The 21,907-nt window shown below is 73.6% G+C and carries 16 protein-coding genes and 4 tRNA genes; 7 read left to right on the top strand and 13 right to left on the bottom strand.

The genetic code is table 11. From position 1 onward, the window contains the following. Nucleotides 1-134: 134 nt before the first annotated feature. Nucleotides 135-620, bottom strand: a complete 486-nt coding sequence (gene ybaK / locus ACO0E0_RS07875) for a Cys-tRNA(Pro) deacylase (RefSeq protein ID WP_422870846.1) — start codon at nt 618-620, stop codon at nt 135-137. 68 nt (nt 621-688) lie between these two features. Then, nucleotides 689-919 (bottom strand): hypothetical protein, encoded by a 231-nt coding sequence (locus ACO0E0_RS07870; protein WP_422870845.1) that lies wholly within the window; start codon nt 917-919, stop codon nt 689-691. Nucleotides 920-1,004: 85 nt separating this feature from the next. On the opposite strand from ACO0E0_RS07870, the gene ACO0E0_RS07865 reads away from it, so the two are divergent. Together ACO0E0_RS07865 and ACO0E0_RS07860 are read left to right on the top strand one after the other, a co-directional pair. Continuing rightward, complete coding sequence (locus ACO0E0_RS07865) at nt 1,005-1,790, top strand: hypothetical protein (protein ID WP_422870844.1); 786 nt, start codon at nt 1,005-1,007, stop codon at nt 1,788-1,790. Continuing rightward, a complete protein-coding gene (locus tag ACO0E0_RS07860) occupies nt 1,787-2,650 on the top strand; it encodes a UbiA family prenyltransferase (RefSeq protein ID WP_422870843.1) in 864 nt (287 codons plus the stop codon). Before ACO0E0_RS07865 ends, ACO0E0_RS07860 begins: the two co-directional genes overlap by 4 nt. Nucleotides 2,651-2,687: 37 nt before the next feature. Here ACO0E0_RS07860 and ACO0E0_RS07855 read toward each other — a convergent pair whose 3' ends face one another. Next, nucleotides 2,688-3,935, bottom strand: coding sequence for an FAD-dependent oxidoreductase (locus tag ACO0E0_RS07855; RefSeq protein WP_422870842.1), 1,248 nt, complete (start codon nt 3,933-3,935; stop codon nt 2,688-2,690). Nucleotides 3,936-4,425: 490 nt separating this feature from the next. On the opposite strand from ACO0E0_RS07855, the gene ACO0E0_RS07850 reads away from it, so the two are divergent. Then, nucleotides 4,426-5,844 carry an MFS transporter gene (locus tag ACO0E0_RS07850; RefSeq protein WP_422870841.1) on the top strand — a complete coding sequence of 473 codons (1,419 nt, stop codon included), beginning with the start codon at nt 4,426-4,428 and terminating at the stop codon, nt 5,842-5,844. Nucleotides 5,845-5,907: 63 nt separating this feature from the next. Here the strand turns inward: ACO0E0_RS07850 and ACO0E0_RS07845 are convergent, their stop codons facing one another. The 4 genes from ACO0E0_RS07845 to ACO0E0_RS07830 all read right to left on the bottom strand — a co-directional run bounded on the left by ACO0E0_RS07845 (nt 5,908) and on the right by ACO0E0_RS07830 (nt 10,414). Further along, a complete protein-coding gene (locus tag ACO0E0_RS07845; protein WP_422870840.1) occupies nt 5,908-8,196 on the bottom strand; it encodes a carboxypeptidase regulatory-like domain-containing protein in 2,289 nt (762 codons plus the stop codon). A 102-nt stretch (nt 8,197-8,298) separates the two neighbouring features. Then, entirely contained in the window at nt 8,299-8,835 is a 537-nt protein-coding gene (locus ACO0E0_RS07840; protein WP_422870839.1) for an NUDIX hydrolase, read from the bottom strand. Between the two features lie 156 nt (nt 8,836-8,991). Further along, nucleotides 8,992-9,348, bottom strand: coding sequence for a PRC-barrel domain-containing protein (locus ACO0E0_RS07835; protein WP_422870838.1), 357 nt, complete (start codon nt 9,346-9,348; stop codon nt 8,992-8,994). Between the two features lie 67 nt (nt 9,349-9,415). Further along, a complete protein-coding gene (locus ACO0E0_RS07830; RefSeq protein ID WP_422870837.1) occupies nt 9,416-10,414 on the bottom strand; it encodes a glycoside hydrolase family 16 protein in 999 nt (332 codons plus the stop codon). Nucleotides 10,415-10,590: 176 nt separating this feature from the next. Between ACO0E0_RS07830 and ACO0E0_RS07825 the strand changes: the two genes are divergently transcribed. Then, nucleotides 10,591-12,306 (top strand): ABC1 kinase family protein, encoded by a 1,716-nt coding sequence (locus ACO0E0_RS07825; RefSeq protein ID WP_422870836.1) that lies wholly within the window; start codon nt 10,591-10,593, stop codon nt 12,304-12,306. 16 nt (nt 12,307-12,322) lie between these two features. Here ACO0E0_RS07825 and ACO0E0_RS07820 read toward each other — a convergent pair whose 3' ends face one another. Both ACO0E0_RS07820 and ACO0E0_RS07815 read right to left on the bottom strand, forming a co-directional pair. Then, complete coding sequence (locus ACO0E0_RS07820; RefSeq protein ID WP_422870835.1) at nt 12,323-14,173, bottom strand: glycoside hydrolase family 2 protein; 1,851 nt, start codon at nt 14,171-14,173, stop codon at nt 12,323-12,325. Between the two features lie 185 nt (nt 14,174-14,358). Continuing rightward, a complete protein-coding gene (locus tag ACO0E0_RS07815) occupies nt 14,359-16,464 on the bottom strand; it encodes a glycosyltransferase family 39 protein (protein WP_422870834.1) in 2,106 nt (701 codons plus the stop codon). A gap of 175 nt (nt 16,465-16,639) precedes the next feature. On the opposite strand from ACO0E0_RS07815, the gene ACO0E0_RS07810 reads away from it, so the two are divergent. Then, complete coding sequence (locus tag ACO0E0_RS07810; RefSeq protein ID WP_422870833.1) at nt 16,640-17,722, top strand: LacI family DNA-binding transcriptional regulator; 1,083 nt, start codon at nt 16,640-16,642, stop codon at nt 17,720-17,722. Nucleotide 17,723: 1 nt separating this feature from the next. Continuing rightward, nucleotides 17,724-19,574: a DEAD/DEAH box helicase gene (locus tag ACO0E0_RS07805; RefSeq protein ID WP_422870832.1), complete on the top strand. Its 1,851-nt coding sequence runs from the start codon at nt 17,724-17,726 to the stop codon at nt 19,572-19,574. A gap of 133 nt (nt 19,575-19,707) precedes the next feature. Here ACO0E0_RS07805 and ACO0E0_RS07800 read toward each other — a convergent pair whose 3' ends face one another. The 4 genes from ACO0E0_RS07800 to ACO0E0_RS07785 all read right to left on the bottom strand — a co-directional run bounded on the left by ACO0E0_RS07800 (nt 19,708) and on the right by ACO0E0_RS07785 (nt 21,446). Then, complete coding sequence (locus ACO0E0_RS07800) at nt 19,708-20,949, bottom strand: MFS transporter (RefSeq protein WP_422870831.1); 1,242 nt, start codon at nt 20,947-20,949, stop codon at nt 19,708-19,710. 179 nt (nt 20,950-21,128) lie between these two features. Continuing rightward, nucleotides 21,129-21,203: transfer RNA gene (locus ACO0E0_RS07795), tRNA-Val, on the bottom strand. A gap of 24 nt (nt 21,204-21,227) precedes the next feature. Then, nucleotides 21,228-21,301, bottom strand: a tRNA-Cys gene (locus ACO0E0_RS07790). A 73-nt stretch (nt 21,302-21,374) separates the two neighbouring features. Further along, a tRNA-Gly gene (locus ACO0E0_RS07785) sits at nt 21,375-21,446 on the bottom strand. A gap of 280 nt (nt 21,447-21,726) precedes the next feature. Here ACO0E0_RS07785 and ACO0E0_RS07780 point away from each other — a divergent pair. Continuing rightward, nucleotides 21,727-21,799, top strand: a tRNA-Val gene (locus ACO0E0_RS07780). Nucleotides 21,800-21,907: the final 108 nt, after the last annotated feature.

The following is a 21,907-nucleotide window of genomic DNA, read 5'->3' as shown; positions in this document are numbered from 1 at the left end:
GAGTGCCTACGACTCAATGCAACGCAGGAGGGGTCAGTCCATTCCCGGTCCGCCGACGGACTTGCGCGGACAGGACTCAAGTCCGTGCGGGCTCCGTCGGGCGGGCTCCCCCGCGCGGGCTCCCCCGCGCGGGCTCAGTCGCGGGCGATCGCGGCGGTGGATCCGCGCGTCACCGTCAAGAGGTCGGCCGGCGTCAGCTCGATGTCGAACCCGCGACGACCGCCGCTCACGAAGATCGTCGGGTACGCCTCGGCAGACCGGTCGAGCACGGTCGCGAGCGCGGTCTTCTGACCGACCGGGCTGATGCCGCCGACGACGTACCCCGTCCGGCGCTCCGCGAGCTCCGGAGCCGCGAGGGTCGCCTTCTTGCCGCCGACCGCCGCCGCGATCGCCTTGAGGTCGAGACGGTTCGCGACCGGGACGATCGCCACGGCGAGGCGCCCGTCGACCTGGACGACGAGCGTCTTGAACACCTGCGCCTCACGGAGCCCGAGTGCCGCCGCGGCCTCCTCCCCGAAGTTCGTCGCGGTGTCGCGGTGCTCGTACACGTGCGACGTGTACGGCACCCCCGCACGGTCGAGCGCGACCGTGGCCGGCGTCGTCGGGGCGGAGGCGGTCATGGTCCGATCCTGCCGGTGTGCCGCGTCGGATCGGGGAACCGTTCCGGCGCGGCGGTGACGCGGACCGGTCAGCCCTCGTTCTGCGGCCCCTGGTCAGCAGGGTCGTACTCGGTCCCGCGTCCCTGCTCGTCCTCCGGCAGCGGGTTGCCCCGTTCCGCGGAGACCCCGCCAGCGTTCGTCGCGACGTAGTCCCGTTCGCCGGACTGGGTGTCCTCGCTGAGCGGCTGGGTGAGGTCCCCGCCGAGGACGGTGTCGGCGGCGGTGTGCTCGGGCGTCTGGTCGTGCGTGGGATCGGACATGGACTCGGTCTACCCGACATCGGACCGAGCCGCCCGTTCCCCCAGGGGCTCCGAAGGACAGAATGGACGACGACGAAGGAGTGCCATGCCGATCGAGGACGACCCGGTGTCCGGCCCGAGCGAGGACCGGGCGCGGCTCGAAGCGGTCGCCTACGGCGCCGGCTCCTCGCCGGCGGACGCCGCGGCGGCGCGCGCCGCCCTCGCCGGACTCCAGGCGCGGCGCGGTGCCGTCCCCCTGGCCACCCCGGCCACGCCCCCGGTCCCGGCTCCTGCGCCGGGACCGCCCGCAGCCGGATCGCAGACTGCGACCTCGTCCGCGCCGGCCGCGCCGGGCCTCCCGTCCACGGTGCGCAGCTCGCTCCTGACGCGCGTTCGTCGACACCGTCTGCTGGTCCCCGGTGTCCTGCTCGCGACGGCGCTCGTCGCGTTCGGCGCCGGGACCGCGGTCGGCGCCGTGCGCGAGGCCGCCGGGGACGCCGCCGCGAGCAGCGGCGGGAGCGCGAAGGACGACGCCGACGGGGCGCTGACGATCTCGCAGCTCCTCGCGATGCCCCAGACGTTCGCGGACCAGCTGCCCGGCGCGATCGTCGCACCGGTCGTGCTGCACTCCACGCGCCTGGTCTACTCGAACAAGTCGCTGTCGGCGGACGACTCCCAGACCCCGTGGGACGTCTACGCCGCACGGGGGAACGACGCCGGGACGATCTGCCTGATCGCCACCGCGGACGGACTCACGAGCAGCCAGTCGTGCTTCCCGGCACGGGACGTCCTGTCGGGCACGGTGTCGCTCGTCGCCCAGGCGCGGAGCGGCATCCTCGCCGTCCGGGTGGACTCCGGCGTCGTCCGCGGCCGCGTGGCCCCGAACGCGTGACGGGCGTCCTCGGCCGGGTCCGGCACCTCGCGGCGTCGTCGCACCCCGGCCCCACCGCGACCGTCACCGTGCTCGCGACGGTGCTCGCCGTGGCGCTCGGGCTCGGCCCGCTCCGCATCGTCGTGATCGCACTCGTCGTGCTCGTCGGGCAGCTCTCCATCGGACTCGCCAACGACTGGATCGACGCGGACCGCGACCGTCTGGTCGGGCGGTCGGACAAGCCGGTCGCGCGGGGACTCATTCCGGTCTCGACCGTGCGGACCGCGGCGATCGCGTGCGGCCTCGTCGCCGTCGCCGCCTCGTTCCTCCTCGGCCCGGCGGCCGGGATCGCGCACACGGTGCTCGTCGCCTCCGGATGGGCCTACGACGCGTGGCTGAAACGGACGCCCGCGTCGGTGGTGCCGTTCATCGTGGCGTTCGGGCTGCTGCCGGCGGTCGTGACGCTCGCCGGCCCGACGCCGGTGCTGCCCGCCGCGTGGGCCGCCGCGACGGGGGCCGTCTTCGGCGTCGCGATCCACTTCACGAACGTGCTCCCCGACCTCGCCGACGACCGGGCGACCGGCGTCGTCGGACTCCCGCACCGCCTCGGCCGGCGCGTCACGGGGGTCCTCGCGTTCGCGGCGCTCGCGGTCGCCGGCGGGCTCGTGCTCGGTGGACAGTTCGGCGGTCCGGATCCGGTCGGCGGGTGGCGGGCCGGGCTCGCCGTGGCCGGGTTCGCCGTGACGGTCGGACTCGCGGTCGTCGGTGCGGTGATCGTGGTGCGTCGGCCGCCGACGCGGCTGCTGTTCCGCCTCGTGATCGTGGCGTCGCTGGTGCTCGTCGTCGAGCTGGCGCTGTCCGGGTCGCGCCTCGCCGGCTGACTCCTCCGACCACGGCCGCCGGCGGGCGGCCGACGGCTCAGACGTGCCGCATCGAGTAGACGTCGGCGAGCAGTCGCGCCGTGGGCAGGCCGAGCGCGGCGCGGAGGCCCGCCTCGCGGGCGAGGATGGCCGATCCTGCCGCCGGGCGTCCGAGCCGCATGTTCCACTCGGCCTGCCGTGCCGCCACCCGTGCGCGCCGGAGCTGACGCCGTTCGAACGCGAGGAGCGCGTCCACCGGGATCGTGCCTCCCGTCCGGATCGCGTCCGTCAGCATCGGTGCGAGCGCGACCGCGTCGAGCCACCCGAGGTTCATCCCCTGTCCGCCGATCGGACTGATCTCGTGCGCGGCGTCGCCGACGAGGACGACCCGGCCGTGCACCATCCGCCGGACGATGCCGCGGTGCGGGCGGAACCCGCTGACCATCGTGCACGTGGCCGGGTCCGGGGCGGTCCCGGTGCGCTGCCGCACGATCGCGGCCAGTGTCGCCGGAGCACCGGGATCGCGGTCGTCGAACGGCGCGTCGGTCCACACGACGTACCGCCGGGTCCCGTCCGGCAGCGGGAACGACTCGACCACCCCGTGCGGGCCGACGTCGATGACGGCGTCGGGGGACCCGGGTCCGGTGGCGGCGTCCGGCCGGGCCCGCCGGGGGTCGGGGTCGGCGAAGTCGCCCATCGCGTAGGCGTCGGTGTACGAGCGGACGTCACGAGGCGCGCCGAGCATCGTCCGCACGGGGCTCCGCGGACCGTCCGCCGCCACCACGAAGCGCGCCTCGACGGTGCTGCGGTCCGGGTCCGACCCAGCCGGGTCCGACGCCGCGCGGTCCGGGTCGGCGGCCACGGACCGGCTCGTCGTGAGCCGCACCCGGTCCCGGTCGGTGGTGTCGAGGGAGTCCGCACTCCGGCCGCGCAGCAGTGCCCCGGGTGCGAGTGCCTCGAGCCGACTCCGCAGGACCTGCTCGGTCCAGGACAGCGGGGTCGTCGCGACGAAGGGGAACCGCGGCGACACACCGCCGAACGAGAGCGCGCCGAGCGTCCGACCGCGACTCGTCGCGACACCGCGCCCGACCCGGACGGCATCGGCGAGGACCGCGTCCGCGACACCGACCCGCGCGAGTGCCTCGAGCCCCGGCGGGTGCAGGCCGATCGCCCGGGACGACCGGGACGGTTCGGCGCGTCGCTCCACGACGAGGACGTCGACCCCGGCCTGGGCGAGGAGCGCGGCGGTCAGGACGCCGACGGGACCGCCGCCGACGACCAGGACGTCCACGTGGCGGGTCGTCACGGCATCGGCCAGGAGGCACGTCCACACCCCGGCACGTCCCGCACCGGGTGCAGACGCCCGGGTCGACGGTGCGGTGGAGGGCCCGGGTCCGGAGTCGTCGTGGTCGGTGTCGTCATCGTCCGGAGCCTAGGCGTCCGGAGCGTGTCGTGTCCCGCGCCGCGGCGCCGACCACGCCGTCGACGGGCGCGCCAGCACTGCGATGGAGCGCTCCCACATTCGGAGGCAGCTCACAGTGGATCCCCCGTCCAGGAGGTTGCGCGACCCCCGGGGACCCGTGTCAGACTCGTTGGAGCGCCCTCGCCGTGGAGTGGCTGGTCCGCCGCCGCCCGATCGGGTCCGACGGACCGATCCCGTCCAGTCCCCCGTCCGAGTGAGTGCGCGCCGCATCGACCCCAGGGTCGTCGCGCTGCGCTGTGCCCGGCACCCGCGGCCTCCCGTCGCGCGTGTCGTCGCACCGTCCGGACCGACGACGCACCCGAGGAGGTCCGCCGTGTCCACCAGCACCCAGTCCACACCGACCGTGCACGCGAACGACGAGCACGCGAACGTCGAGCACGCGAGCCACGAGCGCACCCGCGCCGCGCATCCGCACACGCAGCCCGTGACGCTCACCACGAACTCGGTGGTCGGGATCGCCGTGCTGGGGCTCGCGACGTTCTTCGCCATCACGACGGAGCTGATGCCCGTCGGGCTGCTCGGGCCGATGAGCACCGACCTCGGCGTCAGCGACTCGACGATGGGGATCGTCGTCACGGTCTACGCCGCCGCCGTGGCGCTCCTCGCGCTCCCCCTCACCGCCGCGACCGCGCGCATGCCGCGGAAGACCGTGCTCGTCGCGACGCTCGTCGGCTACACGGTGTCCAACCTGGTCATCGCCCTGGCGCCGAGCTTCGCCGTGGTGTGCGTCGGCCGCGTCGTCGGCGGGGTCGCCCACGCGCTGTTCTTCTCGGTCGCCTCCGCGTACGCCACCCGGATCGTGCCACCGCGGCTCGCCGGTCGGGCGATCGCGTTCGTCTACTCCGGCAGCTCCCTCGGCTTCGTCATCGGCGTGCCGGTCGCCACGAGCGTCGGCGAACACCTCGGATGGCGGCTCGCCGTCGGCGCGGTCGCGGCGTGCGCCGCGGCGCTCGCGGTCGTCGCGCTCGCCTTCCTGCCCTCGGTCCGCGGGACGTCGTCGCCGCACGTCGGCTCGCCACGCGCCTGGGCCAGGACCGGCTTGCTGTCCGTCGTCGTCGCCGACCTGCTCCTGTTCGCCGGGCACTACGTCGTGTACACGTACATCGGCCCGTACGCCATCGACGCCGGTCTCGGGTCCGACATGGTGAGCGGCGCCCTCCTCGTGCTCGGCGCCACCGGCGTGGTGGGCCTGTGGGTCGCCGGCGTGTTCGTCGACCGGGCGCCGCGGCAGACCCTGATCGCCGCCGTGGTCGTCATGGCCGCCGCCTTCGTGGCGCTCCCCGTCGTGCACGGGTCGCTCGGCGGCACCATGGTCGTCGCCGGGGTGTGGATCGCCGCGAACGGGACGACCGGCACCCTGTTCATGGCCGCCGCGATCCGCGCCGGCGGGGTCGGCCCGGAGATCGCGGGGGCTCTCGTCAACGCCGCCTCGAACATCGGCATCGCCGGTGGCGCGTTCGTCGGCTCGCAGGTGATCGGGCTGTCGGGGCTCCAGGCCCTGCCGGTCGCCGCGGGGGTGCTCGTGGTCGGGTCGCTCGCGGTCGTCGTCGCGGCCCGCCGGGGCTTCCCGGTGCTCGGCCACGACCGCGCGATGCTGTCGACGACGTCGATCGAGGCGATCACGTCCTCGTTGGCGGTCGTCACGACGTCGATGCCCGCCATCACCCGCGGGATCCAGACCCTCACCGGGTCGGTGGCGGTGCCCCGGAAGCCGCGGCGCGCTCGCGGGTGACCGGAGCGGGCGGCGGCTGGCGGGCGGGCGGCCGCAGTCGGGCGGCCGTTGTCGGGCGGCCGGTCAGTCCTCCAGGTGGTCGCGGTGGCGGCGAGAGCGGATCGCCCTGGCGACGAGGAAGACCGCGCCGAGGGCCACGAGCAGCCCCGCACCGACGATCGCCGGCGCCGGGTCCGACCCGGTGAACGCCAGCGAACCGGGCCCTGCCGAGGTCCCGACGGTCGACCCGACGCCCGGACCGCCGCCGGTCCCAGGTCCGCCGCCGCCGGTCCCGCCGCCGCCGGTCCCGCCGCCCGTCCCGCCACCGGGCGGTTCGACCGCCGCGACGACGATCGCCGGGATGGTCGTCGAGCCCGACGTGCCGGTGGTGAAGGTCACCGGGGCGGCGCCCGCGACGGAGGCCGTGTAGGTCGTCGACGGCGCGAGCCCGCCGACCGCGTAGGTACCGTCCGAGGCCGTGGTGGCGGTGGCCGGAGCACCGCCGCCGGCGACGACGGTCACCGTCCGTCCGCCGGCCGGTGTCCCGGCCGTGTCGACGACCGTGCCGGTCGCACGGACCGACTCCGGCACGACCAGGGCGTCGATGGCGACGTCGGCGGTGCCCGCCGTGAACGTCACCGGAGCCGCCCCGGGCGCACTGGCCGTGTAGGTCGTGCCCGGCACGAGACCGGGCACCGTGTAGGTGCCGTCGGACTGCGTCTGCGCCGTGAGCGTCGTGCCGCCGCCGGCCGGGGTGAGCGTGACGGTGGTGCCGGCGACGGGGGCCCCGGCCGAGGTCTCGACACCCCCGCTGCCCGTGACGGACGCCGGCGCGGGCGTCGTGAACGCGAACTCCGGCACCGTGACGTCGGCGGCTGCGACCTCGGCCGTGCGGGTGTCGGTGCCCGTCGCACCGGCCGGCGGGGTGATCCGCACGACGTAGTCGGTGTCCCGGGCCACGGCAGGGAACGACCAGGCGCCGCGCGCGTCGGTGGTCGTGGTGCCGACGACCGTGCCGTCGGGACGGCTGATCGTGACGGTGGCGTCGGCGTACGCCTGCGCGTCGAGGGTCGCCGTGCCCGCGACCGCCGAGGTCGGCACGGCGACGTCCGGCACGGTCACCGGCGGCACGGGGGTGCCCGGGGTGCCGGCGGCTCCGGTCGTGACCGTCGTCGGGGTCGCCCCCGGCGCGGTGACCGTGTACTCGGTGTCGGGTGCGAGGCCGGCGGCCGCGTACCCGCCGGCGTCGTTCGACGCGACCGTCCGGACGTCGGTCGGGTCGGTGTCGTTCGTGATCGTGACGGGGACGCCGACGGCGGGCGTGCCGGGCTGGTCCTCCGACTCGACGGTCCCGGTCACCGAGGTGGTGCCGGTCGGCGAGGTGAAGGCGACGTCGACGGTGCGGCTGCCGGCCTCGAGGCTGACCGTCTGCGGGAGACCGCCGTCGGCGCCGGACGGTCGGGTGACGGTCACCGACCAACCGTCCGTCCGGGCGAGTCCCGGGACGGTGTAGGTGCCGTCGGCCGCGGTGGTCGTCGTCGCGACGAGCGCACCGTCCGACCGGATCTCGACCGTCGCGCCGCGGTACGGCTGTCCGTCGAGGGTCGCGGTGCCGCTGATGGACGCCGCGACGGCGAACCAGGTCTGGTACACCGGGAACCCGCTGCGCTGCTGGTACGTGATGGTGAGGGTGCGGAGCGCCACGGTCGGCGAGAACCACGCCGTGGCACCCGCGGTGTCCCGGGCGCCGGTGTTCCCGACGAGCGTGGCGGTGGCCGCGTTCCAGGTGGGGACGTCCGAGCCCGGGTCAGGGTCGTCGGCGCTCCGGACGCAGCTCGGGCCGCCGGGTGACACGGACGAGCACGAGTTGTAGGAGGACCGGTACCCGAGTGCGGCCGGGGACACCGCCGCACCGGTGGTGTCGGTCGCGCTGATCGTGGCCTGGTCCGCGTCGACGTCGCCGAGGACGAACGACCATGCGCCGATCGGCATCGGCGTCGTCGGGTCGAACGTGTAGGTCGTCACCGAGGCGTCGGCCGCGGTCGGCTGGTCGCGGTTCGGCCGGAGGTTCAGGTAGGTCTCGCCGCGGCTCGACCCGTACAGCTGCCCGGGCGGCGAGGCGGGTCCCTGCCAGGTGCTCGCGCCGCTGACGACGGTGGCCTGGCGTGCCGTGCTGGTGAACGTGGTCGCCGGGAACCCGTCGAGGGTCATCGTCCCGGTGTACGCACGGGCAGTGGTGGACATGAGGGCGAACGTCCCCCACGACGACGGCGTCGTCGCCGCGGACGCGGCACCGGCTCCGCCGAGTGCGGCAGCTCCCGCGGCCACCGCGATGGTCGTCCCGGCGATCCAGCTGCGAAGTCGACGTCGCATCGTGGCCCCTCTCGATCTGCGCCCCGGACCCCTCCCGCGACGTCGGACCGAGCCTAACCGCGCGGGGGCCGCCCGGGAACGCCTCGGGACCGGACCGTGACCTCAGCCCTCCCGCCGGCCGAGTTCCGCGAGCGCGTCGATCGCGGCGACCTGCCCGGCCACGAGCATCGTCCGCGCCGCGTCGATCGACACCCAGCGCGCGTCGTCGACCTCGGGGAAGGCGACCATCCGGCCGGAGCCCCGCGGCAGCTCGACCTCGAAGGTGTTGCTCCGCACGTCCGCGACGACCAGGTCGGACTCCCCCGCGAACACCACGACCCGTTTGCCGGACGCCTGCCGGAAGGTCCCGAGCTCGCGGTAGTCCACCTCGGGAGCCGGCACCCCGATCTCCTCGGCGAACTCGCGCCGCGCCGCCGAGAGCGCGTCCTCGACGGTCCCGTCGGGCAGCGTCCCGAGTTCGCCCTTCGGGATCGACCACGACCGCTCCCGCCGCCGCCAGAACGGTCCGCCCATGTGCGCGACGAACACGTCGAGCTGCCGGGGTCCTGGACCCGGCGACGTCCGCGGCGCCGCTGCCGCACCCCGCGCCTCCAGGCCGTCCGCAGCGCGGAACAGCAGGATGCCCGCGCTCGTCACCACGGGTGCACCACCGGCCGGGTCGGGACCGTTCGGGACGTCATGGACCGGAGGCTACGCTCCGGTCCCGGCCGGGAGGCCCGTGGCCAGGTGCCAACGCAGCCCGCGCGCCGGGTCCACGCGTCCGGCACCGGCCGGGCTGTCCGGCGCCGCACCGCGTCAGCGACGACCGAGGCGCCGCTCTCCGCCGGCACCGGTGCGGTACTCGAGCCCGTAGTGCTGGAAGATCTCCGGCTCCGCCTCGGCCTCGAGCTCGCCGTCGGTGGCGATCGACGGCGCGTCCTTGATGCGCTTCTTGTCGAAGGTCACCTTGAGGTGCTTCGGCGCGACCGTCGCACCCGCCAACGGCACGAACACGAGCCGCTGCCGACCGATGATCCCGGTGGTGACCGTCGCGAAGGCCGGCTCGCTCGTCGCCGTGTCGAAGTAGATGCTCTCGAGCGTGCCGACCTTGTCCTCGTCGCTGTCGACGACCGGGGAGCCGATCCAGTCACGGATGTTGCCTGCCTCGAACACTGTGGTTCCCTCCACCGCGTGGTCAGGGCCGCCGCGGTGGCCTCGACGCTAGTCGTCCGGAGCCCGGTCAGTTCCAGATGGAGATCCAGTCGATGTCGACGTGGCCGGAGGTGTCCTTCGGCACCGTGCCCTCGCCGATGAAGGTCTCGGCCTGGAGCGTCACGCGCATCGCCTTCGTCGGGACCGCGTTCGAGACCGACGCGACGAGCGCTCCGTCCCAGTAGAACCGGACCGCGGTCTTGTCCCACTCGGTCGTCGCGATGTGCCAGTCGGACTGCGTCGTGGCCGCGAACTGCTGGGTGGACGGCATGAACGTCATGTTCCCGGTGGCAGCGTTGTAGCTGCCGGGCACCGCGCTGACCGGACGGACCCGGCCGCCGAGGTCGCCCTCCGGCCAGTCGATCTCGCCGTCGTTCCAGCTGTCGCTCGACGGCCAGAACATCCCGACGAACTTGTAGCCCCGGACGGTGTCGGTGCGGTAGCGGATCGACACCCGGCCGGTGGTGTGCGGCGCGTACCCGTCGGGCATGATCGTCGCGACGAGCGGTTGGTTGTTCTCGGAGTGCATCCAGAAGTCGAGACTGCCGTCGGACACGCTGAGCACCTTGTTCGGTGCGTACAGACCCTGCCCGCTCGTGTCGCGCTGCCCGTCGTAGGCCTGGATCGCGGGGTACTTCGCGAGGACGGTGCCGAGCGGGGCGTCCCTCGTGAAGTCCTCGGCGTACGACTGCACCCACGTCCGTCCGTTCGCGACCACGTTCCCGACGGGCATCGCCGTCGCGGACGACGAACCGTTCGCCGGCGCAGCGGTGGGCGGCGCGGCGGTGGGCGGCGCGGTCGGCGACGGACTCGGAGTCGGACCCCCGCCGGAGGTCGGGGTCGGCGACGGCGCGGTGGTCGGTGTGCCGCTCCCGCCGGTGATCGGCGCCCACACCGGGTCCGCACGGACGAGCCCGTCGGCGGTGATGTCGGCCGTCGCCGGACCGGGCTGCACGGACACACCGAGGAGCGCTGCACCCACGACGAGCGGGGCGACGACCAGTCCGATCCTGCGAACGCGAACCACCGACACTTCGTTCTCCCTGTACCCCACGCACCCCTGCGCGGTTCGTGCTGCGCCGAACGTTCTCCCTGGGGAACCAGCACACCATCTGGGTTTCCCTGCGGCATCCCCCACTGCGAGTGCCGCCATTCCGGGGTACAGCCCAGCCCCCTCCCGGCGATCAGGACGAGGATGACGAGGTGTCCCCCGCGCGTGCTGCCTCCCTCCCGAAGATCGGCGACATCGTCGCCGGCGACGACGCACCGGGGACGGGGACGATCCTCGACCGCGGTCGCCGCTTCGCAGAGCTCGTCCGGATCGCCCGCCGCCACGGGCTCCTGCCGTTCCGCCGGTTGGACTTCTCGCGCGACCCCGCGACGAGCGATCTCCGCCGCCGACAGGCGGAAGGCCTCCGACGGGCGCTCGAGGAAGCCGGCGGCGCCTTCGTCAAGATGGGGCAGCTGCTCTCGACGCGGGACGACCTGCTCCCCGACGAGTGGATGGCGGCCCTCGCGCACCTGCAGCGGAACGTGGCCCCGGCGCCGTGGGAGTCGGTCGAAGCACTCCTCGTCACCGATCTCGGCGCACCCATCGTCGAGGTGTTCGCGTCCTTCGACGCCGAGCCCGTGGCCGCGGCGTCGATCGCCCAGGTCCACCGCGCGACGCTCCCGGACGGCCGGTCCGTCGCGGTGAAGATCCAGCGTCCGGGCATCGTGGCGGTCGTCAAGCGCGACGTCGACATCGCGCTGCGGGTCACGAAGTTCCTCGCCAGGACCTCCCCGCAGGCCCGCCGACTCGGCGTCGAGGACGTCGCCGAGCAGTACGCCGACGACCTCGTCCGCCAGGTGGACTTCCGGCTCGAGGCGATCAACCTCGCGGCGCTCCGGGCGACCCAGGCGCGGAGCCCACGCGCGTCCGAGCTCCGCCTCCCCGAACTGCACGGATCGCTCTCCACCGGCCGGGTGCTCGTGATGGAGTACGTCGAGGGCGAGACCCTCAGCGCCGTCCGACAGCACGGCACCGCGCCCGCCGACCTCGAGGGGACGATGCGGACCGTCCTCCGGGCGTTCATCCGCCAGGTGGTGTTCGACGGGGTCTTCCACGCCGACCTGCACCCGGGCAACATCCTGCTCGCCGACGACGGCCGTCCGGCCCTGGTGGACTTCGGGTCCGTCGGTCGACTCGACCTGAGCCTCCGCGAGACCGTGCAGGAACTGCTCATCGCCTACCTGCAGGCCGACACCCGGCGCATCGCCGACGCGGTGCTCACGATGGCGCCGCTCTCGGACCAGAACCAGGAACCCGCATTCCGCCGAGACCTCGCGACGTTCGTGACCTACCAGCTCGGCCCGGGATCACGGGTCGGCATCGACACGGTCGACGCCGCGGTCGAGGTCTTCGCGCAGTACGGCATGGCGGTGCCCGCGGACTTCGTCGCAGCAGGTCGCGCGTTCGCGATCCTCGACGGCACGCTCCGCTCCGTGGTGCCGGGGTTCGACCTGCTCGAGGAGTCGAAGGCGCTCGCCGGGGAGCAGGCGGGCGACCAGCTCACGGTCCGCAACGTCCGCGAGCTCGTGCTCCGCGAGGTCCTCGGCGTGCTGCCCGGGATCCGTCGCCTGCCGCGGCGGATCGACCGGATCGGCGAGGCGCTCGAGTCCGGGAACCTCTCCGTCAACGTGCGGCTGCTCGCGGACCGACGCGACCGTCGGCTGCTCGTGGGACTCGTCCGACAGGTGCTCCTCGGCGCGGTCGGCGCCGGGTTCGGCGTGCTCGCGCTCGTGTACCTCGCGATGCCGCAGCCCGAGCCGCGGGGCGCGGTGGGCACGGCGACGGTCGGGGTCGTCCTGCTGGTCGCCGCGATCGTCGCGCTCGGCGCCGCGCTGGTCGACGCCGTCCGGACGCGCTCGCGGAGCTGAGCGCGTCCGGACCGCGTCAGTCGCGCTGCTCGTAGGCGGCCGGGGTGACCTGCACGGCGCGGATGCGCTCCAGGTCGAACTTCGGGTTCCGGTCGAAGTCGTAGATGCCGTTCTCCTCCTGGAACACGTCGGTCAGCTGCGTGTAGCAGTAGCCGAACATGTCCGGGTTCTCGAGCAGCACGCGCGTCAGGCCCTCGAACCGCTCGTGCCAGTCCTCGACCCCGGCGACCCGCTGGCCGTAGCCCCACGACGTCTCGCGGTCCGGGTCGTCCGACTCCTCCTGCGCCCGCGCGGCGTTCCACCAGATGCCGCCGTACTCGGACACGAAGTACGGCTGCCCGACGTACGGGTACGAGATCGGGTTGGCGCGCTCCTCGGTCGGGAAGTGCTCCTCGTTCGTGTACGGCCGACCGTCCGCGAGCCCCGCCTGCTCGACCCGGAACGCCGCGGGGTCCTGCTCGTACGAGTGCGAGTCGTAGACGTCGACGTCCCGCACCCGGTGCGAGTACCCGGACGCGTCGATCACCGGGCGGGTCGGGTCGGCGGCCTTCGTCGCGAGGTACATGCCGAGCGTCACGTCGTCGAGCTGCGTGATGCGGTCGTGGAGCGCCTGGTGGGTCTCGTTCAGGGGGCACCAGCCGATGATCGACGGGTGGTTGCGGTCGCGACGCAGCACCTCGAGCCACTCGGTGACGAACGACGCCGTCGGCTCCTGGTTGTGCCCGACGGGTCCACGACCGGAGACGCCCCAGTCGCCGAACTCGCCCCAGACCAGGTACCCCATCCGGTCGGCGTGGTGGTAGAACCGCTCCTCGAACACCTTCTGGTGGAGGCGCGCACCGTTGAACCCCGCCGCCATCGACAGCTCGATGTCCCGCTGGAGCGCGGCGTCGTCGGGTGCGGTCATCAACGTGTCCGGCCAGTACCCCTGGTCGAGGACGAGGCGCTGGAACACGGGCTCGCCGTTGATGAGGACGCGGTTGCCGTCGATCGCGACCGAGCGGAGGCCGGCGTAGGACACGACCTCGTCCACGGACGCACCGGGGTCGGCCGGGTCGACCAGCCGCACCGTCAGGTCGTAGAGGTGCGGGTCGGCCGGTGACCAGAGGCGCACCCGGTCCTCGGGGATCGTGAGCGTCATGCGCGGTGCGAGGTCGTCCGCCGCGATCCGGCGGGTCACCACCTCGCCGGCCCCGTCGGACAGCGTCGCCTCCACCTGGAGGCCCGCGGTGCGGTGCGAGAGGTCCGCCGTCACCAGGAAGCTGGCGTCGGCACGCTGCGGCACGACGTCGAGCGAGCGGATGTGGGCCCTCGGGACCGGCTCGAGCCAGACGGTCTGCCAGATGCCGGTCGTGCGCGTGTAGTTGCAGCCGGTGTTGTCGAACCAGGTCGCCTGCTTGCCGCGCGCCTGCGGCTCGGTCGGGGTGTCCCGCGCCCGGACGACGATGGTCGCCTCCGTGCCGGGGGTCACGACGCCCGCGAGCGAGGCGGTGAACGAACTGAAGCCACCCCGGTGCCGGGCGACCTCGACGTCGTCGACCCAGACCGTGGCGTCGTGGTCCACCGCGCCGAAGTGCAGGAGGACGTCGCGTCCGGCCCAGTCCGCCGGGATCCGGACGGTGCGCCGGTACCAGACGGCGCGCATGAAGTCGGTGTCGCCGATGCCCGAGGCCGTCGACTCCGGCGCGAAGGGCACGAGGATCTGCCCTTCGAGCTCGCGCGTTCGGAGCCCGCGCTCGAGACCGGAGTCGCCGCGGTCGATCTCGAACTGCCAGGTCCCGTTGAGCGTCAGCCAGTCGGGGCGGACGAGCTGCGGGCGCGGGTGCTCCGGCTTCGGGACGGTGGTGGTCGGGGTGGTCTGCGTCATCGCGTCCTCGTCGAGTTCCGGTGGCCGTGCATCGATGCACGGACCGCGTCCGACGACGGTACCGACGGGTGCGCCCGGACGCAAGGACCGTCACGTCGCCGGGGCGACCGCGGGACGGACGGGAGGCGCGGCCGGGTCGCGACCCGCGCCTCCCGTCCGGTGGCCGCCCGGGTGTGTCGGGACGGTCAGCCGCACCGCCAGACGGTGTCCGCCGGCCGTCGTGCGGCTCCGGACGCCCGACCGGCGGCCGCGCCCGGCACCCGGCGCACGGGTCCGGGACCGGTGTCGCCGAGCGACGTGCGGCCCACGACGGTGCAGTCCGCATCCGCGACGAACCGGCGGACCGGATCGTCGCCGGACCGGGCCGGGCCGGTGACGACGATGTGCACGCCGGCCGCGACCGCCGCCCGGACCGCCGACTCGGTGAACACCGGCACCTGCCCGGAGAAGCCGCCGTCGGTGAGGACGCTGTCCCCGGTCGCGTCGATGACCGCGGCCGACACCTGCCACGAGTCGGTGATGAACAGCGGACGGCCGTCGACGCCGTCCCCCTCCCGGCGCGCCGTCGCCACGAGCGCGGCCACGCTCGACCGCATCGGTGCCGAGCCGCCCCAGACGTCCGGCCTCGAGACCCGGAACGTGGTCGCAGGCGCAGGCCCGTACCGTGCGAGGACGCCGACCGACGCGTCCCCACCGCTGCCGTCGCGTGCGGCGTCGAGCGCCTGCAGGGAGAACCCGATCGGTCCGGCGAGCACGACGGCCCCGACCGCGAGGGCGAGCACCGGCCTCCTCCCGACCGCGGTCCACCGGGCGCCCCGGGTTCGGGCGGCCGGGGTGCGGGCGGCCGGGGTGCGCGCGGCGACGACTCCCGCGGTCGCCACCGCGGCGACGACGACGATCGTGACCGGCACCGCGAGGACCGATGGTGTGTGCGCGTCGAACGCCAGCACCAGGGCCCACGCCGCCTGCAGGACGAGCACGCCGACGACCGCGCCCCGCGCCCACCGCCGACCGTCGCGCAGCACCAGCACGGCCTCGCGCCACCCGGACGCCGCGAGCAGGCACAACTGGACGCCGACGGCAGCGACGTAGGCGGTGTGCGGGATCCGTGCCACCGAGAGCACCGCCGCCGCCGTCAGCAGCCACACCACGAGGACGAGGAGCATCACCGGGACCGGCTCGGACGCGTCCGCTCGTCGACGTCCGCGCCACCGGAGCACGCCGGCGACGACCGCGAACACCGCGATCGGCCAGAGCCAGCCGACCTGGGACGCGTACTCGGTCCCGAACAGCGTCAGCAGACCGTGGGACGCGGCGGGACCGCCGTGCGCTCCCCCTCCTGCGATGACCCGCACGACGGACCCGACGCCGTGCGCGTGCACCGGCCCCGCGCCGGCCGAGCGGCTCCCGACCGCCCCGGGGAACGCGCCGGGGAGGATCCGGTCGACCCCGTTGTACCCGAACACCATGGCGACGACGCTGTCGTCCGTGGAGCCGTCGACGTAGGGTCGGTCGGCCGACGGCACCGCGAGGACGGCGAGGACCCACGCGAGCGACGCGGCGACGGACGCCGCCCCCACCAGGACGCCGCGCCCGAGCGCGACGCCGACCCGCCCGCGCCCGCGCCCGCGCCCGCGCGAGTTCGCCGACCGGGACGTCAGCGCCTGGACCACGGTCCCGAGGACGAGCGCGGGGAGCACGAGCCAGGCCTGCATCATCTTCGCCTGGAACCCGACGCCGACGAACACGGCAGCGACCAGGAGCGGCCACCACCGCCCGGTGAGCACGGCACGCTGCCAGCTGAGGAGCGCCAGCGCGAGCGCCATCGTGAGCATCCCGTCCTCCATGGGGTGCCCGAACATCGACACGAAGATCGGGGTGCTCGCCGCAGCGACGGCCGCGGTGAGGCCCACACCCCGTCCACCCCACCGGAGTCCGATGAGCGAACATGCCCAGACCGTCAGGACGCCCTCGATCACCTGCGGGAGCGCCACCGCGGACGTCGAGGCGCCGAACACGCGCATGCTGAGCGCCTGCGGCACCGCGAAGCCGCTCAGCTTGTCGAGCGTGACGGTGGCCGCCGGGTCGAAGCTCCCGAACGCGAGCGCCCGCCACGACTCGGACATCGACCGTGCGGACGCCTCGTAGAAGGCCGAGTCACCACCCCTGGCGAGGTTCCAGCTCGCCAGCACTGCGAAGGCGACGAGGACCCCGACGAGGACCGATCGCGCCCAGACGGGTTCGTGCCCCCACCGGGCGAGGGACGGACGGGGATCGGTCGCGGGGGGCATGACGGCCACCGTCCGGCGTGGTCCTGGGTCGGGACGATGACGACACGGGGGCGCGCCTGCGAGTCGACCGCCGGGGCTGAGACAACGCGGAGCCTCGGCGGCACCCCGACCCTGCGACGGGTCTCGGGTCGCCGACACCGCGGCACCGCCGTGCCACGGCCGGTACGGTGTCGGCATGACGACACGACGCGCGGTGGCGGAGGCGGCGGGGGTCTCCCTCCGCACCGTGAGCAACGTCGTGAACGGGCACCGCTACGTCGCCGACGACACCCGCGCCAGGGTGCTCCGCGCCATCGACGAGCTCGGCTACCGCCCGAGCGAGCTCGCGCGCAACCTGAAGCGCGGGCGCTCCGGACTGCTCGGCCTCGTGCTGCCGGACCTCGACACCCCCTACTTCGCCGAACTCACCCGCGCGTTCGTCGAGGAGGGCGATCGCCGCGGGGTCACGGTGGTGATCGACCAGACCGACGGCGACCTGGCACGGGAACGGCGACTCATCGACCGGCTCGGTCCCGGCGCCGTGTTCGACGGGTTGATCGTCGGCGCCCTCGCCCTCCGCGACGAGGACCTCACGGCCGTCGGCCCCGACCGACCGCTCGTGTTCCTCGGCGAGCACGTGCTCGCCGGTCGCGACCACGTCATGATCGACAACCGGCTCGCCGCGCGACAGGCCGTCGAGCACCTCGTCGCCACCGGACGGCGCCGGATCGCCGCGATCGGCGCGATCGGCCGCCCCGGCGAGCCGGCCGGACCGGGCGCGAGCTCGCTGCGTCTCGACGGGTACCGGGACGGCCTGGAGGCATCGGGTCGCGTCGTCGACGACGGCCTGGTCGAGCACGTGCCGGGCTTCCGTCGGGCCGACGGCGCGGCGGCGATGGCGCGGCTCCTCGACCGTTCGGACCCGCCGGACGCGGTGTTCTGCTTCTCGGACCCGCTCGCGCTCGGCGCCCTCCGGACCCTCCTGACGCGCGGGGTGTCCGTGCCGGAGGACGTCGCACTCGTCGGGTTCGACGACGTCGAGGACGGTCGGTTCAGCACGCCGTCGCTCACGAGCATCAGTCCGGACAAGTCGGCGATCGCCCGCGCCGCGCTCGACCTGGCCATCGACCGCATCGACCGGGGAGCGGCAGGAGCGCCGCCCGCAGACGCCGGCACCGTGGTCATCGCGCCGCACCGGCTCGTCGTCCGGGAGAGCAGCAGCACAGCGGTCACCGGGCAGGCGGCACGCGGGAACAGCCCGCACCCAGTACCGTTCTAGCATGAGCACCGACACGAACGCCCGAACCGAGGCGACCACGGACGAGGCCGACACCGCCCCCGTGACCACCTTCTCCGACCTCGGGCTGAGTGACGCCGTCCTCAAGGCCGTCAAGGACATCGGCTACGAGACCCCGTCGGCCATCCAGGCCGCGACCATCCCGACGCTCTTGGCGGGCCGCGACGTCGTCGGGCTCGCCCAGACCGGCACCGGCAAGACCGCGGCGTTCGCGCTGCCCGTCCTGTCCCGACTCGACGTCTCGCAGAAGCAGCCGCAGGCCCTGGTGCTCTCCCCCACCCGCGAACTCGCGCTCCAGGTGTGCGAGGCGTTCGAGCAGTACGCCTCGCACATCAAGGGCGTGCACGTCCTCCCCGTCTACGGCGGGCAGGCGTACGGCGTCCAGCTCTCGGCACTCCGACGGGGCGTGCACGTCGTCGTCGGCACCCCGGGGCGCATCATGGACCACATCGCCAAGGGCACCCTCGACCTGTCGGAGCTCAAGTACCTCGTGCTCGACGAGGCCGACGAGATGCTCAAGATGGGCTTCGCGGAGGACGTCGAGACGATCCTCGCGGAGACCCCGGACGACAAGCAGGTCGCGCTGTTCTCGGCGACGATGCCCGCCCAGATCCGTCGCATCTCCAAGCAGTACCTACGGGACCCCGAGGAGATCACGGTCAAGCAGAAGACCACGACCTCGGCGAACACCACGCAGCGCTACCTCATGGTGTCCTACCCGCAGAAGGTCGACGCGCTCACCCGCATCCTCGAGGTCGAGAACTTCGAGGGCATGATCGTGTTCGTCCGCACGAAGAGCGAGACCGAGACCCTCGCCGAGAAGCTCCGCGCCCGCGGGTACTCCGCCGCGGCGATCAGCGGCGACGTCGCACAGGTCCAGCGCGAGCGGACCGTGAACCAGCTGAAGTCCGGCAAGCTCGACATCCTGGTGGCGACCGACGTCGCCGCCCGCGGTCTCGACGTCGACCGCATCAGCCACGTCGTGAACTACGACATCCCGATCGACACCGAGTCCTACGTGCACCGCATCGGCCGCACGGGTCGCGCCGGTCGGAGCGGTGCGGCGATCAGCTTCGTGACCCCCCGTGAGCGTCGCCTGCTCGGCGCCATCGAGAAGGCCACCCGGCAGCCATTGACGCAGATGCAGCTCCCGACCGTGGAGGACGTCAACGTCACGCGCCTCACCCGGTTCGACGACGCGATCACCGCCGCGCTGGAGCAGCAGGACCGGATCAGCGGGTTCCGCGACATCATCGGGCACTACGTCGAGCACCACGACGTCCCGGAGAGCGACGTCGCCGCAGCGCTCGCGGTCGTCGCGCAGGGTGACGAGCCGCTCCTCCTCGACCCGGCCGAGGAGCGCAAGCGGCAGGCGCAGGACGCTCGCGGGCCCCGCGTCTTCGACCGCGACGACCAGACCGGCGGTCGTCCGGAACGCCGACCGCGGTCGGGCGGGCAGATGTCCGCGTACCGGATCGAGGTCGGGCGACGGCACCGGGTCGAACCGCGGCAGATCGTCGGGGCGCTCGCGAACGAAGGCGGTCTCAGCCGCGACGACTTCGGTCAGATCCGGATCCAGCCGGACTTCTCGATCGTCGAGCTGAGCGCCGACCTGTCCGCCGACGTCCTCGACCGGCTCCGCGACACCCGCATCTCGGGCAAGCTCATCGAGATCCGCCCGGACAGCGGCCCCCGTCGGAGCGCCGGCGCCGACCGCCGCCCGCCGCGCGACGACCGGTACGTCGACCGTCGGAACGACGCGCCGCGCGATGCCGACCGGCGCGACGACCGTCCGGCGCGCAAGCCGCGCCACAAGGACCGCGACCAGGACTGAGCACCGCGCGCGGCCGCATGCCGGACGCGGCCGCCTCCCGGACGGGAGGCGCGGGACCAACTGGTTCCGCGTCTCCCGTCCGTCGCATCCCCGCAGACGGACGCCGCGCGGCGTCCCTCGTCATGACGCTGAGTCACTGATGATCGTGCCCGCGAGCACCCCTGTCGACCGTCGCGATGACCAGGTTGCCGATGGCCGCGACCACCACGACCGCAGCCGCCATCGCCGACACGGACATCGCCGCCGACGTCCCGAGCCGCTGTCCGACCTCGCCGACCAGCGCCGACGCGATCGACTGCCCCACGATCACCGCGGACCCGAGCATCGCCATGGTGGTCGCCGAGCGGCCGATCGGGGCTCGCTCCGCGCCGAGACTGTACTGCGCGACGAGCGTCGGTCCGATGCCGACCCCCATCACGACGAGGACGATCGCGACGGCGACGACGGACGACGACGACGCGAACGCGATCGACCCGCCGAGCAGCACGCACCCGAAGACCAGCCACCGCCACGCGAGGGTGAACCGGGCCGGGAACGCCGCTGAGCCGAGCGCGAACGCCGCCGAGCCGATCCCCATCAGCCCGTAGAGCAGCCCGGCTCGCGACGCACCGCCGTGCTCCGTCATGAAGGCCGTCAGTGCGGTGAGCGTCGCCCCGAAGAACAGGCCGATGCCGAGGATGCCGACGACGACGGTCACGAGCCGCAGCCGGACGAGCTCGCGCGCCGGAGCCTGCACGGCCTCGCGGTCGTGGGCGACCGCGAGGCGGCCGGTCGGGTGCAGGGCGAACGCGGTGACGAACACGAACGTGAGGACCGACGCCCCGGCGACGGCCACCCACGGCGCGATGGCACTCGCGAGCACCCCGACCAGGAACGGGCCGATGATGAACACCGTCTCGTCGGCGGCCGACTCGTACGCCATCGTCCCGCTCAGCATCCGCGCACGGCGTTCCGGAGCGATCCGTTGCCGGATGATCGCCACGAGCCGCGTCCGGGACATCGGCGCGACCTGGGGGGCCGACGCACCGATCAGGAACGACATCGTCAGCACCGCGAGGTCCGGGGCGTCGCTCTGCACCACGAGCGGGAAGAACGCGAGGAACGTGCCGTTCACGACCCCGACCGGGACGAGGACCCGACGCTGCCCGAACCGGTCCGCGGCGGCGCCGAGCAAGGAGCCGAAGAGCGCCGACCCGATGCCGACGGACGCCGAGTTGACCCCGCCGAGGGAGAGTGATCCGCGAGCGGCGACCACGAGGGTCAGCACGCCGACGACCATCATCGCGAACGGGAGCCGGGCGACGAACGCCACGGGGAAGTAGAACCGGCCGGCGGTCGTGACCAGGGAGGGGCCGGAGGAACGGGCCTGGAGCATGTGTCGGTGCCTTCTGGGCCGGACCCGGGCGGTCCGACCGGAGTCGGGGTGCCGCCGTTGTCCGCCGAGTGGTGCTCGACAGCCGGTAGATACACGCTGTGCGCCACCAGGATAGACGATCGACCGGATCCGCAGGGGCCTCGGACGACGAAACCCCCGGCCGGGGCCGGGGGTTTCCGTGGTGGGCGATACTGGGATCGAACCAGTGACCTCTTCCGTGTCAGGGAAGCGCGCTACCGCTGCGCCAATCGCCCAGATGAAGTACCACTGACGTGGTGTGGAGGTGGGGACGGGATTCGAACCCGCGTGTACGGCTTTGCAGGCCGCTGCCTCGCCTCTCGGCCACCCCACCGTGATCAGGTGCACCCGATCGGTGGGGTACCTCTCTGGTGAGATCCGGTGTCCACGAGGAACACCAGCACTCGAGCGGATGACGAGATTCGAACTCGCGACCCTCACCTTGGCAAGGTGATGCGCTACCACTGCGCCACATCCGCACGGGAACCCGACGATGACGCTGTCCGGTTCTCGTTGCTCGCCGCATCGCTGCGACTGACGCAACTGTATCCGACCCCGAGGCCCAATGCCAAAACGGCCGAGCGCGATGAGCGTCACGAACGGACGCGAACCCCGGAATTCCGGGCCTGGGGCGGGTCCGCGATCCGCGTCATCCGGGCGTGTCCGCGCTCGTTCGCCTGCCACGCCACGCGCGACGCGTGCCGAATAGGACTCCCCGCGGATATCCACTACTATCGACGAGCGCGGTTCGCCGCGGAGGGGCGATTGGCGCAGTTGGTAGCGCGCTTCGTTCACACCGAAGAGGTCATCAGTTCGAGTCTGGTATCGCCCACCCTCATGTCAGTTCCCATCATCCGGCCCATGCTGTGCCCTGAGCTCACGGGGACCGAGCTCACGGGGACCGAGCGCACGGGGACCGGGCGCACGGGGACCCAGCGCA

Origin of the sequence: Curtobacterium phyllosphaerae (genome assembly GCF_049341865.1) — a bacterium.
Lineage (GTDB): Bacteria > Actinomycetota > Actinomycetes > Actinomycetales > Microbacteriaceae > Curtobacterium > Curtobacterium phyllosphaerae.
The sequence above is the reverse complement of the archived record's forward strand: the minus strand, read 5'-3'. Positions and strand labels throughout refer to the sequence as shown.